This window comes from Rhodococcus sp. IEGM 1379, assembly GCF_030056815.1.
Lineage (GTDB): Bacteria > Actinomycetota > Actinomycetes > Mycobacteriales > Mycobacteriaceae > Rhodococcus_F.
In genome coordinates this window covers 1-15,459 of sequence record NZ_JASHKR010000094.1, presented here as the reverse complement: position 1 = coordinate 15,459, position 15,459 = coordinate 1, and the positions used below count along the sequence as shown (strand labels likewise).

Here is a 15,459-nt window from a genome sequence, read left to right as displayed (position 1 = left end):
CAATTTCGACCTGGAGGTAGAAACGCGTGGCTCTCGTCGTCCAGAAGTACGGCGGATCCTCGGTGTCATCCGCCGAGCGCATCCGACGAGTCGCTGAACGGATCGTCGAGACCAAGAGGGCCGGCAATGATGTCGTCGTCGTGGTGTCAGCGATGGGCGATACCACCGATGAGCTGCTCGACCTTGCTCAGCAGGTGTGCCCTTCACCGCCGGCCCGTGAAATGGACATGCTGCTGACTGCTGGTGAGCGCATCTCCAACTCCTTGGTCGCGATGGCAATTCATTCACTCGGTGCCGAAGCCCGCTCGTTCTCGGGCTCGCAAGCCGGAGTCATCACCACCGGCAGCCACGGCAACGCCAAGATCATCGACGTCACACCCGGCCGCGTGCGCGCTGCGCTGGACGAGGGGTCGATCGTTCTGGTCGCGGGGTTCCAGGGCGTCAGCCAGGACAGCAAGGACATCACGACGCTCGGACGTGGTGGCTCGGACACCACTGCTGTTGCCTTGGCGGCTGCACTGAACGCTGACGTCTGCGAGATCTACACCGACGTCGACGGCGTCTTCTCCGCTGATCCGCGCATCGTCCCCGACGCTCATCGCCTCGAGACCGTTTCATTCGAGGAAATGCTCGAACTCGCAGCGAGTGGTGCCAAGGTGCTCATGCTCCGCTGCGTCGAATACGCCCGTCGTTACAACGTGCCTGTGCACGTCCGTTCGTCATACACCACCAAGCCCGGAACAATCGTGTCCGGATCGATGGAGGACATTCCTGTGGAAGAGGCCCTGCTCACCGGAGTCGCGCACGATCGCGGCGAAGCCAAGGTCACCGTTGTCGGATTGCCGGACACACCGGGACATGCCGCAAAGGTGTTCCGCGCAGTTTCCGATGCCGAGATCAACATCGACATGGTGCTGCAGAACATCTCCAAGGTGGAGACCAACAAGACGGACATCACCTTCACACTCCCGACGGCCGACGGCCCCAAGGCAGTGGAGATGCTGACCAAGCGTCAGGACGAGATCGGCTTCACACAGATCTTGTTCGACGACCACATCGGAAAGCTCTCCCTCGTCGGAGCCGGCATGCGCAGCCACCCGGGCGTCACGGCAACGTTCTGCGAGGCGCTTGCCGAAGCGAACATCAATATCGACCTCATATCCACCTCCGAGATCCGCATTTCCGTGCTGGTCAAGGACACCGAATTGGACGACGCCGTGCGGGTTATCCACGCCGCGTTCGGACTTGGTGGAGACGAAGTAGCGGTAGTACACGCAGGAACAGGACGGTAGTTTTCAGATGACAACCATTGCTGTAGTCGGCGCGACCGGTCAGGTCGGCATCGTTATGCGCACACTGCTCGAAGAGCGAAACTTCCCCGCAGACAAGGTGCGGTTCTTCGCATCGGCACGTTCTGCCGGTAAGAAGCTGACGTTCCGCGGCGAAGAGATCGTCGTCGAGGATGCTGCTGCAACCTCCGACGAGGACCTCAAGGGCATCGACATCGCCCTCTTCTCCGCGGGTGCGACGCTTTCGCGCGTGCAGGCTCCGCGGTTCGCCGCTGCCGGTGCGACGGTTGTCGACAACTCCTCCGCTTGGCGCAAGGATCCCGACGTTCCGCTCGTGGTCAGCGAAGTCAACCCGCAGGACGCGAAGAACCTGGTCAAGGGCATCATCGCAAACCCCAACTGCACCACCATGGCAGCAATGCCAGTGCTGAAGGTACTGCACGACGAAGCCGGTCTGCAGCGTCTCATCGTCTCGAGCTACCAGGCTGTTTCCGGTAGCGGCATCGCCGGCGTCGAGGAACTCCTCGGCCAGGTGCGCGCAGTTGTCGGTGACGCCGAGAAGCTGGTCCACAGCGGCAGCGCTGTCGATTTCCCGGCCCCGAACAACTACGTTGCTCCCATCGCGTTCAACGTCCTTCCCCTCGCAGGTTCGCTGGTCGACGACGGCAGCGGCGAGACCGACGAGGATCAGAAGCTCCGCAACGAGAGCCGCAAGATCCTGGGTCTTCCAGGTCTCCTGGTTTCCGGTACCTGCGTGCGCGTTCCGGTGATCACGGGCCACTCGCTCGCGATCAACGCCGAGTTCGCCAACCCGATCTCGGTCGCTCGCGCGAAGGAAATCCTTGCCGACGCTCCCGGTGTCGAACTCGTCGAGGTTCCGACGCCGTTGGCTGCTGCGGGCAGCGATGTCTCGCTGGTCGGCCGTATCCGTCAGGACGAGGGTGTTCCCGAGGGTCGCGGACTCGCTCTCTTCGTTTCGGGTGACAACCTGCGTAAGGGTGCTGCGCTCAACACCATTCAGATTGCCGAACTGCTGGTCGGCTGAGCGTCATCTGTAGGTGACCCCGTACCTTCTGGTGCGGGGTCACTTCCGTTTGTGCCCGAAGTGAGCACCGTTTGTGCATAGTGAGCACCGTTTCCAGCACGCTGTAGTGGGTGCTCACTAGAGGAAAAGGGTGCCAGCTTCTGCCAGCTTCCGAAAAAGATATGCTCGAGTGATCCGAAGGGATTGGTCGCCGGATGCTCGGATGTGACCGATGTCGGGGTGACCGTGAGTGTGACGGTTTTGGTTGTGGTGCCGGAGGTGTTGGTTGCGCTGATGGTGATGGTGATGGTGGATGTGATTGCTTCAGTGGGTGTTCCGGCCAGGGTGCTGTTGGTGAAGGTGATTCCAGTGGGGAGGCCGGTTGCGGTGAGGGTGGGTGTCGGGTTGCCGCGGACGGTGAAAAGGTGGTCGCTGATGGCGGTGCCGACAACGCCGGTCAGAACGAGGGGTAAGTTGTCGGAGAATAACGGGGGGTCGACAGCACCACCACCAGGGCAATCAGCGGTGGTGGCTCGATTTTGAAAGGGGCAGTCAGGGTCGAAAGGGTCCGCGACACCGACTGCGCTGTCGAGGGTCATCGCAAGTGCTAGGCGGCTGCGGCGCATGCTGCGGCGGTTCGGGCCACTTGCGCGATGTATCAGCCCCTCGATCCGAGGGTTGTGGCACCAGTGGAGATTCGGGCACGCTACCCGCAAAACATCAAGGCGCATCAGAGTGCTTGACGTAGAAGCCTGGATTCGATTCCGTCGATACCTGTGTTTCGCAGGTTCGGCAGATGTCATCGAATACGGGGAAAGGTGGGGTGGTGTTCGAGTTGCGCCGGCGGAACTGCCGGTCGACGAGGTGCGTTCGTGGGGATGGAGTGTCGAAATTCTGGAAGGTCTCGATCACACCCAGGCAATGCAACCCGAGCATGTTTTGCCGATATTGAAACGCTGGTTGCAGCAAGCGATCTGAGCCGCCTGCTGTTTGATGCAGCGCGTGCCTGGGTAACCCGGTGCGGATGCCATCAGCGATAAGGGGCCTGCAGTGGATGAGTCTGTCGTGGACAAGCCGCACAAGATCCGTCGACGATCGTTTGTTCAGGGTTTGGGGTTGATGGCAGGACTCGGCGCATTGTCGGTGGGATCGGCCTCTGCAGGCCTGCCCACGTTGCCGAACGTCGATCCGTTGCGGCCGCTTCAGTTGCCGTCGCCGAGGCTGGAACCTTTCCGTCAGACTTTGGCTGTTCCACCGATCGTGACGGGCAGCGGGATCGACCTCGGAGCGGCGTCGTCGATGCATCGTTTTCATCCCGACCTCCCCTACTCGCCGTCGCTTGGGTACGGGGGAATGGACTATCTGGGGCCGACGATCGAGGCTCACGTCGACCAAGCCGTGCAGGTGCGATACACCAATAACATTGGTGCACATCCATTTGCAGCTGATGTCGACCCGGGTCTGCATGGCGTCAGCGACCTCGATCGCACTCAGGTTCCCACGTCGCTGCACCTGCACGGCGGAGTGACTGCGCCTCAGTACGACGGCCACCCCGAGCTGATTCAGCGGCCGGGTGAAGGACTGACACACGAGTACGCGCCGGGTCGAGTAGCCGGAAACCACTGGTACCACGATCATGCGATGGGAATGACGCGGCTCAATGTGTCCGCGGGGCTCGCAGGCATGTACTTGTTGCGTGACGATGCGGATAGCGGGACGTCGTCCAATTCGCTCGGTCTGCCGTCTGGCGAGTTCGAGATCCCGATGATCTTGCAGGACAAAATCTTCACCTCCGACGGCCGCCAGAGCGTTCGTTCGATCTGGACGACACCGCAGGGGCAATGGGATCCGGCGACGCCCGGCGATGTGGGGGTGGTCAATGGCGTCGCGTGGCCGAAGATCGAGGTGGCGCGGGGCATGTATCGCCTGCGACTGCTCAATGCGGCGTCGTACTCGACCTTCAGTCTGTATTTCGAAAATCGTATGCGGTTCTGGGTGATTGGTACCGAAGGTGGGCTTCTTGCCTCGCCGGCGCCTACTGATCGTATTCGGCTGAGTCCGGGGGAGAGGGCAGATATCCTGGTCGATTTCAGTGTGCTCGAGGCTGGTACGGCGATAGAGTTGCGCAACGACGAACCGGTGCCTCTTGCTGTGGCACAACGCGGTACGGTGCTTATGCCGGTGTTCTGCAGGTTTGTGGTGGGCAACACCGTGGGATTCAACGGATCGGTTCCCCAGCAGATGGGGCCGGTCGAGGCTCCTCTAGGGAAGCCGGATGTGGTTCGTGATCTCACGATCATGCAGATTTCACGCCCGTCCGACTATCCGTCGATGATCATGTCGCTCAACAACTTGCGGTATACCTCCGATGATTTGGAAATGCCACGGCAGGGGACAACCGAGCAGTGGAACCTGATCAACGTCACCACAGAACCGCATCCGATTCATCTGCACCTGGTGACTTTTCGAGTATTGGGTAGGCAGAATATCGACACTTCGGCGCTGACCGCGAAGTATCCGGTGGCCGACGTCGGTTCGCGGTGGACGCCGTCGGCCGATGACTTCGTGACCTCGCCGATGCGACCGCCCGAAGTCTGGGAAACTGGGGCGAAGGACACCGTGATCGTGGACGCCAACTCGATAACTCGTGTAATGATGCGCTTTCCGACGGCCGACGAATTGGGCTTCGATCCCGATGCGACGTTCCCTCGGAGCGCGATGGTAGATCACAGCGGGCACGGCGGCAGCGGCATGGGCGACCTGCAAGGGTACGTCTGGCATTGCCACATGCTTGATCACGAAGATCACGACATGATGTTGCGGTATCGATTGGTGACGTAACCTCGCATAGGGAGAGACGTTCTCCTGAGGAGGCTGCTGTGTCGGAAGGTGCGCCCACCGGGCCCCTGGACGGATATCGGGTGATCGAACTCGGAACCTTGATTGCGGGACCATTCGCCGGGAAACTGCTCGGCGACATGGGCGCCGATGTCATCAAGATCGAATCCCCGGATCGTCCCGACCCGCTCCGCACCTGGGGGCAGGCCGAGCAGGACGGTCACCGATTCTTCTGGACGGTGCATGCTCGGAACAAGCGGTGTGTCACGCTCGATCTGAGAGTGGAGGCCGGCCGTGATCTGTTCCTCGACTTGGTGGAGCACGCAGATGTTGTCGTGGAGAACTTTCGGCCGGGAACCCTCGAAAAATGGGGTTTGGGCTTCGATGTACTGAGTGAGCGAAATCCGAAGTTGGTGCTGGCCAGAGTGTCCGGGTACGGGCAGACGGGTCCGAAAGCGAAGAGTGCGGGCTACGCTTCGGTTGCCGAGGCGGTCAGCGGCTTTCGGCATTTGAACGGCTATCCGGGGCAGGCGCCGCCACGTATCGCGCTGTCGCTCGGCGATTCCCTCGGTGGAATGTTCGCCGTGCAAGGAGTATTGGCGGCCCTGCTGTCCCGTGAACGAACCGGACGGGGTCAGGTAGTCGATGTGGCGCTCACGGAATCGTGTCTCGCAGTGCAGGAATCGACAATTCCGGACTACGACCGCGGTGGCATCATCCGGCAACCCTCGGGAACCCGGTTGGAAGGGATTGCGCCGTCCAACATCTATCAGACCTCCGAGGGAAACTGGGTTGTCATCGCGGCAAATCAGGACACACTCTTCGTGCGCCTGTGCGCCATCATGGGACGACCGGAACTTGCGCAGGACGAGCGATTCTCGAATCATGTTGCCCGGGGAAAACATCAGGACGAACTCGACGAGTTGATCGGATGCTGGGTTGTCGAGCAGGATTCGGCCACACTGGTGGATCGGCTCACTGATGTGGGAGTTGTTGCCGGACCGATCAATACGGTAGAAGACGTCGTCAAGGATCCGCAGTTGATCGAGCGTGGAATGCTCGTCGATCACTTCGACGAGCGGATTGGTGAGAACGTCCTGGGTCTCGGTATCGTGCCTACTTTCAGTGATACGCCGGGGTCGGTTCGTAATGCGGGAGCAGCTGTACCCGGTGCTGACAACGATGCAATTTGGGGCGGACTTCTCGGAATCTCTCTCGAAGACCAGGCCGCATTGCACAAGAGGGGCGTGATCTGACATGACCGTGACCAGCGTGAGCATCCGCGAAGTAGGGCCGCGTGACGGCTTGCAGATCGAAGATCCGGTGCCACTGTCAGAGAAACTGCGACTTATCGAAGCCCTTGCTGCAAGCGGTGTTTCGCGTATCGAGGCCACATCGTTTGTCTCGCCGCGCGCAGTGCCCGCACTGGCTGACGCCGAACAGTTGGCAGCAGAACTACATCGCTGGCCGGGTATCGAGTTCTCGGCTCTGGTTGCCGGGATCGGCGGAGCGAAGCGTGCAGTCGCGGCCGGAATCAAGACCGTCGAATACGTTGTATCAGCATCGGATGGCCACAGCCAGGCTAATACTCGCTCGACTACGCAGCAGGCGAGTGAGCGGATCGACGAGGTCAGCCGGATTGTTCACGACGCCGGTGGTCGCCTCGAGGTTATCGTTGCGACAGCGTGGGACTGCCCCTTCGACGGCCCCACTGATCCGGATCGTGTGCTGCGTATTGCGGAGCAGGCCAAAGATTTTGGCGCCGATCAGTTCTCGATCGCCGACACCATCGGAACCGCGACGCCGGGACGCGTCGGGCGTCTGATCGAAGCGGTCAATCGGCGTGTCGGTGACTTCGATTTGGGCGTTCATTTCCACAACACTCGCGGCACGGGTCTGGCCTGTGCGTTGGCGGCCGTGCAACACGGAGTTCGGAATCTCGACGCGTCGACAGGTGGACTCGGCGGGTGTCCGTTTGCGCCCGGCGCCAGCGGCAACATCGCCACCGAAGAATTGGTCTACATGCTCGCAGATATGGGCATCGCGACGGGGATCGATCTGGACGCATCCATTCGCGCTGCGTCCGTGGCGGAATCAGTTGTGGGACATGTTGTTCCCAGTAACTTGCTGCGCGCGGGCGATCGAATCAGATAGCAGCAGCACGCACGATCCGCTCTCCGCTGTGATCGAACTCGAGGCGTCGTACATCTTCGGCGTCGATCAGCATCGTGGCCATCGCTGTCCTTCTCGGGGGAAGAATGCGAATGGTCACCGTTCCGGAAGTGATTGTGGCGAGTTCGTCCACCACAGCTCGGTGCAGACATTCACGTACCTCGGGATCCGCATCGTCCATCCCGTGATCGTCGAGCATCACTACCTCGACACCTCGGCTTCGGGCGGCATGTACGGCGTCGACAACGCTTGTCTTCTGTAAACCAGGGGCGCGCAAGGAGTCTCGCAACTTCGCTTCGAGCAATTCGCAGTCCTGACGTTCTGCGGGACTCAGTGGAATGCCGGACGCCACCCGTTCGAGGAGTGGACGAGCAAGGCGATCCAGTCGATTCAGCTGTTCGTCCCGTTCCGCCAAAGCTGCCGATGCTGCGGATTCAGCGGCAATGCGCGCAGTGGACTGTTCGCGAAGCTGATAAATGACCTTCGCCTGTGGTCGAATCGTGTACGCGAAGAACGTGGACATGAGGACCGGACCCGCATTGATGGCTGTCATGGACAACCCGAGCAGGCTGCCCTGTTCGGTGACGGTGGACCAGATCATGGCGGTGGCGATCATCAGAACAAGACCGAACCACGCCAGCCCGGTCCTGCCCCGGACACACATGAATGTGAAGACTGCCGTCGACATACCGAATTGCCACAGCTGAGCTTGATCATTGACCGGTACCGGAACCACCGACAGCACCGCAGCGCTCGACACCGCGCCGGTCAGTGAAAGGGCGATGCTCTGCACGAGCGGCAGGGGATCGCCGTCGCTGAGGACAAGAGTGAAAGCCGATGCGGAACAGACCAGGGCAGCCAACCACAGCGGCCAGACCGCGCTGACGTCGGAACTGGTGTATAGCAACGAGATTGCACAGGTGAGGGCAAAGAGTGCGGCCATGGCGCGTGCAGCTGCACTGTGCATTCCGAGGAGATCACGGACATCTCGTCCGTCCGGGCGGATCATGAGTGCGACTCAGCAGTGGATTTCAGATCCAGTACGACGGTGGTTCCTCGTCCCGGCGCTGACTGCACACGTGCAGATCCACCCTCGAGCTGACGCATTCTCCCGCGAATGCTGACTGCGATTCCGAGTCGATGTGTGCTGACCGTCGTAGGGTCGAATCCAACGCCGTTATCCGCGACGAGCACCTCGAGCTGGGTGCCCGCTACCGTGACGGAGACTCGGCGGTGAGCAGTCGGGCCGGCATGTTTGATGCTGTTGCGCAAAGCTTCCGCGAGGGCTGCGGACATCGCTCGAATCGAGTCGGTCGGATACACAGCCACGGCGGAGGTGCCGGTGTTGTCGACGTCGAAAGTAATATTCTCGTCCACTTCCGAAGCTGCCGAACGAAATTGAGCGAGAACTCCATCGATGTCGAAATTGGTTTCGTGATCGGTGCCGGAGCGCAGATCGTCGAGTCTTGCGACGGTCCGGCGAGCTTGCTCGATCACTGTCGGATCGCTGTCATTTCGTGACGCTGCGAGGAGGGTGGACATCACGGTGTCGTGAATGAGCGCGTCGAACCGTTCGCGTTCGACGGATGTCGCCTCGGCCGCTGCAGCGCTCGCGGCAGCAGCATGGGTACTGGCGATGGTGGCATCGAGTACGCGTCCCGTCCGCAATGCCATGACTGCGGCTGCCACGAATACTGCGCAGAAGGTGAACGCAAAGAGCAGGTCGGGCACCAGAAGGTGCGTCGTCGGACTGACCCGGATGATGTGATTGGTCAACTGCGAGATGACAACCGCGATGAGGAGGTGGGCGAAAGCTGCCGTCGGTCGCCAGGCGGCTGCTGCGGCGAGGCTGGCGACTCCGGGGAAGTTGGTGGTCCACAGACCGTAGTCGGAGAGGTGCCCGCCGTTCCATGCAGGCCACCACAGTAGTTCGACGACGATGAATACGATTGCATTGACCGCGGCCATGCGGCTGACCCAGATAACGTCTCGATGGAACGTCGAAAGTCCCAGCGCGAGTGCGGCACCGAAAATGGTGACAACCGCGAGGGGATTCCACCACCAATCGGACAGCGCCGATGCCTCGTGAATATCCGGGATGAGCAATATCAGATAAAGAAAGTATCCGACGCAGATGAACCTGCCGAAGAGTCGACGGATGTTGTCCCCGGCCGTTGTCATGGCTGTGTCGTCTTTAGCGACTCCACTGTTGAGGTCAGGCATCACCATGCTCGCCGCTGAACTGTCAGAGGTCTTCGATAGCGATGATCCGATCTTGGATTGCGCGTACGAGAAGTTCGCATTTGGTAGACGCGGGCCTTTCTGCGAGTACGTACTTGTCTCGGATACGTGAAAGATGGGTGTTGACGGTGCCGGTGCTGATGAAGAGTCGTTGCGCTACAGATGATTTGGAGTCACTCAGCAGCCATGCGCGGAGGACTTCGATTTCTCGATCAGACAGGTTCGGTCTGACGAGTGTGCGGGCGGGGTGATTAACGATCGCGGCAGTCATGGATTTGTCCTTCGTTCGCGGAGCAGAAGAGTTGTGCCAGGCGGCCGCACTACCCACTTATCTATAGCGAATGTAATTCGGGACAATGGTGCAAGACAGACAATACTTCCACTGCCCATAAAGTCCGGGGCATCGTTAGCGGAGTTCATCAACTCGCTCCGGGGGCGCTGATCTTTCCGGAATCGGTAGGACGCCATCCTCGACCGCGCGCTTGTACAAATCGGTTTTTGTCGGTGCGGGACGCCCGACCGCCGCATACTTCATCCGGATGCGCTGGAGGTAGTCGTTGACTGTCTGTGGCGCCAGTCCCGTGAGTCGCGCGACGCGATCGGCCTTTTCTCCGGAGGCATACAGTTCGAGGACGTCGAGTTGGCGGGGACTCAGGCCGACCTCGTCCAGTCCCGGGTCGCCGTCGATAGCGGCAGCCCACTCGGTGGTCACCACCTGGATGCCGGAGGCAGCAGTTCGAATGGCGTCGATGACGACGGCAGCGGGTTCGGATTTGCGAACCACGCCGAGTACACCCGCCCGCGCTGCCGATCGCACCAGGTACGGGTTCTCGGCTCCGGTGAACACCAGGGTCTCCAGTCCGGACGCGCGCAGTTGCTCGACATTGCTCTTCGGCGAAGATCCGTCTGCCAGTCTGAGATCGAGAATGGCCAGGTCGAGGTTGATGTTCTGGGCGAGGAGTTCCGTCACCGTGGTTGCGATGCACGCCAGATCCAAGTCGGACTCGTCCCGCAACATCACGGAAAGGCCGATCGCGACCGATTCGTGGTCCTCCACTAACCCCACACGACGATTCGGAAATACAGACTGTACCGGCATAATGGACTAATCCCCTTCTGGCGTTTCGACGACGTTATCAGGCAAATCGGCTCGGTTGGTATGGGTTGCGCTATCCGCTGGCTAAGTTTTGGAGTCAGTCTGGACTGTTTTCTGTTTTCCCTCTACAGTCGTGTTGTGACTGAGCCCACGTCCGATGTAAAAGTGACCCGCACGCAGGTGGAACGCACCGCTGCGATGCGAGGGCGCCTGCTCGACGCAGCAGTCGAATCGCTGGTCGAGTTGGGTTATGCGCGAACGAGTACCCAGGGGATCGCTCGCCGGGCCGGGGTCTCGAGGGGGACCCAGCTGCATCACTTTCCGACGAAGGAATCGCTTGTGGTTGCGGCTGTCGAATATCTGGTGGACAAGCGTTTGGCGGAAATTCTCACGGCCGAGGTAGACGGCGGTCGAGGGCTGGAGATACTCGCGGGCGCATTTTCCGGTCCGCTGTTCTATGCCGCGTTGGAATTGTGGGTGGCCGCGCGCACCGATCCGGCCCTCCATGCGGCGAGTGTGCCCCTCGAACGCAAGGTGGGCGAGGCGCTCGCGTTCGGCAGTGCCCAGATATTCGGTGACCGCTTCGATTCCGAGACAGTCGAATTAACCGTTGAACTTGTCCGCGGGCTTGCGGTGTCAGCCCTGTTTCGTACCCCTGAAGCCGACCAGGCGCTGCGTGCGCGACTGCTGCCGGCCTGGCAATCCAGAGTGGAGAAGAAGTGAAACTTCCCGAACATGTCGAAACGCTCATCGTCGGTGCAGGATTCGCCGGGATGGGACTGGCCGCGCGAATGCTCCGCGACGACCCGACGACCGATGTCGTCTTGATCGAGCGAGGTGCGAGCGTCGGCGGCACGTGGCGGGACAATACGTACCCGGGGTGTGCGTGCGACGTTCCGACGGCGCTGTACTCGTATTCTTTTGCGCCCAGTCCGGATTGGAGTCACACCTTTGCCCGCCAATCCGAAATCTATGCGTACCTCGAGAACGTGGCAGCGGACACCGGCATTGATCACCGAGTGGTTCTGAACTGTGAACTCGAAGAGGCGATTTGGGACGTGGATTTGTCGTTGTGGCACATCCAGACCTCAGGCGGAGCGTTGACGGCGAAGGTGCTGGTCGCCGCCACCGGAGCGTTGTCAACGCCGAACATTCCTAACTTTCCCGGCCTCGAGAAATTCTCCGGTACCACTTTCCATTCTGCGACGTGGAACCACGAACACGAGCTGCGCGGCGAGCGCGTGGCGGTGATCGGAACAGGCGCTTCCGCAGTGCAATTCGTTCCGGAGATTGCTGATCCGGCAGCGCACGTCACGGTGTTTCAGAGAACACCAGCCTGGGTGATTCCGCGCGCGGATCGAGCTGTCCCTTCGGTTCAGAAGGCGCTGTATGCAAAGATTCCCGCTACGCAAAAAGCCGTCCGCGGCGTTGTTTACGGCTTCCGAGAGGCGCTCGGTGCGGCGATGTCACATGGAACCTGGGCGCTGCCAGCTTTTGAGAAGGTGGCGCGCCTGCACCTCTATCGGCAGGTGCGAGACCCGGAATTGCGCCGGAAACTGACCCCGGACTTCACCATTGGGTGCAAACGTATGCTCCTCTCGAACGACTGGCTGCGGACCCTGGACCGTGCCGATGTCAGTCTGGTCGATCAGGGTGTGGTGTCGGTGACCGAGGACGGCGTCGTAGACGCGGCCGGCAATGAACACGCAGTAGACACGATCATCTTTGCAACGGGATTCACTCCGGCGGAACCCCCCGTGGCGCATCTGATTACCGGTGCGCGTGGGGAGACCTTGGCGACGCACTGGAACGGAAGCCCCAGCGCGTACAAAGGTACGAGCGTTAGCGGATTCCCGAATCTCTTCCTGATGTACGGACCTAACACCAACCTGGGGCACAGTTCCATCGTTTACATGCTGGAATCGCAGGCCGAGTACGTCAATGCGGCGCTGCACACCATGCGGAGAGAGGGGATAGACGTACTGGAGGTCGAAGATTCGGTGCAGACGCAATACAACCGATATGTGCAGCACGAAATGCTGCACACGGTGTGGAGCAAGGGCGGATGCTCGAGTTGGTATATCGATTCGCAGGGGCGCAATTCGGTGCAATGGCCCACGTTCACGTGGAAGTACCGTTCACTGCTTAATCGCTTCGACCGTGAGAACTACAAGACCCGCGCCGCTACGGGTGTTCACGCATGACGGGGAATTCACGTATAACTACGACCCACTATGACGTCATAGTCATCGGCTCAGGTTTCGGCGGCAGCGTGGCGGCACTTCGGCTGACGGAGAAGGGATATCGCGTCGGGGTTCTCGAGGCCGGACGGCGATTCGCCGACGACGAGCTTCCAGAAACCAGTTGGCGATTGCGGAAGTACCTGTGGGCGCCGTGGATCGGGTGTTACGGCGTGCAACGCATTCACTTGCTCCCGGATGTTCTGGTGATGGCAGGTTCCGGTGTGGGCGGTGGATCACTCAACTACGCCAATACTCTGTACCAGCCGCCGAGACGGTTCTTCGAGGACAAGCAGTGGGCTCACATCACTGACTGGCACGAGGAATTGGCACCGTACTACGACCAGGCTAAGCGAATGTTGGGTGTGCGGACCAACCCGTCGTTCACCCCCGCAGATGCGGTGATGAAGGAAGTTGCCGAAGAGATGGGGGTGGGGGAGACATTCACCTCCACTCCGGTCGGAGTCTTCTTCGGGGACCCCGGAGTTTCTGTGCCCGATCCCTTCTTCGGAGGAGTGGGTCCGGACCGAACAGGGTGCACCGAATGCGGTGCCTGCATGACGGGCTGTCGTGTCGGGGCAAAGAACACCCTGGTCAAGAACTATCTCCATCTTGCGGAGCGTGCCGGTGCCGTAATTCACCCGCTCACCACCGTGACGGATCTCCGGCCGATCGCAGGCGGCGGATACCGCCTGCGGTCGCGGCGTACGGATGGTGTGGTCAAGCGGGAGCGGATATTCACCGCCGACCAGGTGGTGGTGGCAGCGGGTACCTACGGAACAGCGCGACTGTTGCTCGGAATGAAAGATTCTGGTGCACTGCCCAATCTGTCGGATATGTTGGGCACCGTTGTACGTACCAACTCGGAAGCAGTGTTGGCTGCCACAGCGAAGTCGCGTCGCCGCAACTTCACGCAGGGTGTCGCGATCACATCATCGTTCCATCCGGATAATCACACCCACATCGAACCGGTTCGGTACGGCAAAGGAAGCAACGCAATCGGGCTGTTACAGACCGTTCTCAGCGACGGCGGCGGGAAGGCTCCGCGGGCGCTGAAGACACTCGCAGTCGCGGCGCGTCACCCCGGGGCTTTCATTCGTTCACTGTCCGTGCGGAACTGGTCGGAACGGACCGTTATCGCGCTGGTCATGCAAACCGACGACAACTCTCTCGAGCTGTCCAAGAACCCCAGAAGATTCGGCCGTGCGCTCACCAGTCATCCCGGCCCGGGGGCACCTCCGCCTCAGTGGATTCCGCAAGGCCACACTGCTATTCGAAAGATCGCGCAGAAGATTGACGGCGACCCCGGTGGTTCCATCGCCGACGTGGTCAACATTCCTATGACTGCACATTTCCTCGGAGGTTGTGCGATCGGCGATTCGGCGTCGACGGGCGTCGTGGATCCGTATCTGCGCGTGTACGGACATGAAGGGTTGCACGTGATGGACGGATCTGTTGTGAGCGCCAACCTCGGTGTCAATCCTTCGTTGACCATTACCGCGCAGGCTGAGCGTGCTTGTGCCTTGTGGCCGAACAAGGGTGCCGTCGACGCGCGCCCTGAAGCCGGAAAGTCTTATGTACGTATCGATCCGACGTTACCGTCGAGCCCTGTAGTGCCCGCGCATGCGCCAGGTGCGCTTCGCCTGCCCTTGATCGTCCGAGCTGAGAAGGTCCCCGATGTGGAGTGTTCCTGAATCCGAGACAGACCGAACAGAATGGCCCGTCAGTAGTCCGCCGCCGTGGCCGGCGCGGGTACAGGCCACGCTCTGGTGGCATCGAAGCACGGCAGCGGGTCGTGAATTCGGGAAGGGAAGCCAGATCATTCCCGTCACGGTGGCGATGATGGTCGATTATCTCGATTCGCCAGTCGGTCCGTACCGAGAGATATTGGCCAGTCCGGTGCTGCGGATTCCGAGCAGGCGGATCGGGCCGATGCCACGGATGTCGGTGCCCTTCATCGCGGTGGATTCGGAAGCTTCCGTTCACGGCGGCCGTACCCATTGGCAACTCCCGAAAGTTCTCGCCGGTTTCGACGGGACGGTCCTCGGACGTATGAGTGCGCAGGGCGCCGGATGGAAAGTGAGTTCTACCGTGATGGCGAAGGGCCCGCGGTTACCCATCGCCGGTGCGTTGGGTTTTGCGCAGCCCGAGCCCACCGGTCGGTTGGCGATCGCGTCGGCGAGGCTCGCCGGCAGGTTCCGGTACGCCCGCGTCGACGTGGAATCCGAAGGTCCGACTTTGCCGAATTGGCTGGTGGCAGGCTCGCATCGGGGGATCGTCATCACAGACGGAAAGATGAGGACCGGCCCGGCCAAGCGCGTTTAGCTCGAAAAAGGTGAAGGCCGCTCAGCGCAATCGCTGGGCGGCCTTCGGTGTCGACGCCCCACAGGCGCCTCTCGGCGGATGGTCGCTCGTAGCGACAAATGGGGTGGGGCCCGGGGCTTGTTTCGGACGCCGACGAGGGGTTCAACGGTGGGCCTGGCTGATTTGTTCCCCATCCGACAGTGTGACGCCGGTCTCCCTTCAACTTAGGTAATCCTTTTCTTGACTAATTCCAGA

The 15,459-nt window shown here is 60.8% G+C and carries 15 protein-coding genes; 10 read left to right on the top strand and 5 right to left on the bottom strand.

The features are described 5' to 3' along the window. Window positions 1-26 precede the first annotated feature (26 nt). Window positions 27-1,292, top strand: coding sequence for an aspartate kinase (locus QM600_RS26065; protein ID WP_243622553.1), 1,266 nt, complete (start codon window positions 27-29; stop codon window positions 1,290-1,292). Between the two features lie 7 nt (window positions 1,293-1,299). Then, complete coding sequence (locus QM600_RS26060; protein WP_094270882.1) at window positions 1,300-2,334, top strand: aspartate-semialdehyde dehydrogenase; 1,035 nt, start codon at window positions 1,300-1,302, stop codon at window positions 2,332-2,334. Here the strand turns inward: QM600_RS26060 and QM600_RS26055 are convergent. Continuing rightward, on the bottom strand, window positions 2,307-2,912 hold the full coding sequence (locus tag QM600_RS26055; protein ID WP_283264623.1) for a putative Ig domain-containing protein: 606 nt from the start codon (window positions 2,910-2,912) through the stop codon (window positions 2,307-2,309). The two genes, QM600_RS26060 and QM600_RS26055, sit on opposite strands and share 28 nt — an antisense overlap. 136 nt (window positions 2,913-3,048) lie before the next feature. Here QM600_RS26055 and QM600_RS26050 point away from each other — a divergent pair, with 136 nt between their 5' ends. From QM600_RS26050 to QM600_RS26035, 4 genes are all read left to right on the top strand, one after another. Continuing rightward, complete coding sequence (locus tag QM600_RS26050; protein ID WP_283264622.1) at window positions 3,049-3,291, top strand: hypothetical protein; 243 nt, start codon at window positions 3,049-3,051, stop codon at window positions 3,289-3,291. A gap of 141 nt (window positions 3,292-3,432) precedes the next feature. Next, window positions 3,433-5,154 (top strand): multicopper oxidase family protein, encoded by a 1,722-nt coding sequence (locus QM600_RS26045; protein WP_283264625.1) that lies wholly within the window; start codon window positions 3,433-3,435, stop codon window positions 5,152-5,154. A 38-nt stretch (window positions 5,155-5,192) separates the two neighbouring features. Further along, on the top strand, window positions 5,193-6,407 hold the full coding sequence (locus tag QM600_RS26040; protein ID WP_283264620.1) for a CaiB/BaiF CoA transferase family protein: 1,215 nt from the start codon (window positions 5,193-5,195) through the stop codon (window positions 6,405-6,407). Between the two features lies 1 nt (window position 6,408). Next, entirely contained in the window at window positions 6,409-7,305 is an 897-nt protein-coding gene (locus QM600_RS26035; protein WP_283264618.1) for a hydroxymethylglutaryl-CoA lyase, read from the top strand. On the opposite strand, the gene QM600_RS26030 is transcribed toward QM600_RS26035, so the two are convergent. The 4 genes from QM600_RS26030 to QM600_RS26015 form a co-directional block, all read right to left on the bottom strand. After that, window positions 7,298-8,332, bottom strand: coding sequence for a DUF8320 family protein (locus tag QM600_RS26030; RefSeq protein ID WP_283264616.1), 1,035 nt, complete (start codon window positions 8,330-8,332; stop codon window positions 7,298-7,300). The genes QM600_RS26035 and QM600_RS26030 overlap by 8 nt on opposite strands. Further along, window positions 8,329-9,552: a sensor histidine kinase gene (locus QM600_RS26025; protein WP_283264615.1), complete on the bottom strand. Its 1,224-nt coding sequence runs from the start codon at window positions 9,550-9,552 to the stop codon at window positions 8,329-8,331. Before QM600_RS26025 ends, QM600_RS26030 begins: the two co-directional genes overlap by 4 nt. Before the next feature lie 16 nt (window positions 9,553-9,568). Further along, a complete protein-coding gene (locus QM600_RS26020) occupies window positions 9,569-9,835 on the bottom strand; it encodes a LuxR C-terminal-related transcriptional regulator (protein WP_283264614.1) in 267 nt (88 codons plus the stop codon). A gap of 135 nt (window positions 9,836-9,970) precedes the next feature. Beyond that, the gene (locus tag QM600_RS26015; RefSeq protein WP_283264613.1) at window positions 9,971-10,663 is read right to left on the bottom strand and encodes a response regulator transcription factor; all 693 of its coding nucleotides are present in this window, start codon (window positions 10,661-10,663) and stop codon (window positions 9,971-9,973) included. Between the two features lie 195 nt (window positions 10,664-10,858). Here QM600_RS26015 and QM600_RS26010 point away from each other — a divergent pair, with 195 nt between their 5' ends. The 4 genes from QM600_RS26010 to QM600_RS25995 are packed head-to-tail and all read left to right on the top strand — an operon-like array spanning window position 10,859 to window position 15,225. After that, window positions 10,859-11,383, top strand: coding sequence for a TetR/AcrR family transcriptional regulator (locus tag QM600_RS26010; RefSeq protein WP_283264624.1), 525 nt, complete (start codon window positions 10,859-10,861; stop codon window positions 11,381-11,383). Further along, window positions 11,380-12,864 carry a flavin-containing monooxygenase gene (locus QM600_RS26005; RefSeq protein ID WP_283264612.1) on the top strand — a complete coding sequence of 495 codons (1,485 nt, stop codon included), beginning with the start codon at window positions 11,380-11,382 and terminating at the stop codon, window positions 12,862-12,864. The genes QM600_RS26010 and QM600_RS26005 overlap by 4 nt, the downstream gene beginning before the upstream one ends. Continuing rightward, on the top strand, window positions 12,861-14,594 hold the full coding sequence (locus QM600_RS26000; protein WP_283264610.1) for a GMC oxidoreductase: 1,734 nt from the start codon (window positions 12,861-12,863) through the stop codon (window positions 14,592-14,594). The genes QM600_RS26005 and QM600_RS26000 overlap by 4 nt, the downstream gene beginning before the upstream one ends. Next, window positions 14,578-15,225: a hypothetical protein gene (locus QM600_RS25995; RefSeq protein ID WP_283264608.1), complete on the top strand. Its 648-nt coding sequence runs from the start codon at window positions 14,578-14,580 to the stop codon at window positions 15,223-15,225. Before QM600_RS26000 ends, QM600_RS25995 begins: the two co-directional genes overlap by 17 nt. Window positions 15,226-15,459: the final 234 nt, after the last annotated feature.

What these genes read in the sequence shown, in the direction of transcription:
- QM600_RS26015 (WP_283264613.1), bottom strand. Translation starts at nt 10,663, where the DNA reads ATGCCGGTACAGTCTGTATTTCCGAATCGTCGTGTGGGGTTAGTGGAG.
- QM600_RS26025 (WP_283264615.1), bottom strand. Translation starts at nt 9,552, where the DNA reads ATGGTGATGCCTGACCTCAACAGTGGAGTCGCTAAAGACGACACAGCC.
- QM600_RS26060 (WP_094270882.1), top strand. Translation starts at nt 1,300, where the DNA reads ATGACAACCATTGCTGTAGTCGGCGCGACCGGTCAGGTCGGCATCGTT.
- QM600_RS26020 (WP_283264614.1), bottom strand. Translation starts at nt 9,835, where the DNA reads ATGACTGCCGCGATCGTTAATCACCCCGCCCGCACACTCGTCAGACCG.
- QM600_RS26010 (WP_283264624.1), top strand. Translation starts at nt 10,859, where the DNA reads ATGCGAGGGCGCCTGCTCGACGCAGCAGTCGAATCGCTGGTCGAGTTG.
- QM600_RS26035 (WP_283264618.1), top strand. Translation starts at nt 6,409, where the DNA reads ATGACCGTGACCAGCGTGAGCATCCGCGAAGTAGGGCCGCGTGACGGC.
- QM600_RS26045 (WP_283264625.1), top strand. Translation starts at nt 3,433, where the DNA reads ATGGCAGGACTCGGCGCATTGTCGGTGGGATCGGCCTCTGCAGGCCTG.
- QM600_RS26055 (WP_283264623.1), bottom strand. Translation starts at nt 2,912, where the DNA reads ATGACCCTCGACAGCGCAGTCGGTGTCGCGGACCCTTTCGACCCTGAC.
- QM600_RS26030 (WP_283264616.1), bottom strand. Translation starts at nt 8,332, where the DNA reads ATGATCCGCCCGGACGGACGAGATGTCCGTGATCTCCTCGGAATGCAC.
- QM600_RS26000 (WP_283264610.1), top strand. Translation starts at nt 12,861, where the DNA reads ATGACGGGGAATTCACGTATAACTACGACCCACTATGACGTCATAGTC.
- QM600_RS25995 (WP_283264608.1), top strand. Translation starts at nt 14,578, where the DNA reads ATGTGGAGTGTTCCTGAATCCGAGACAGACCGAACAGAATGGCCCGTC.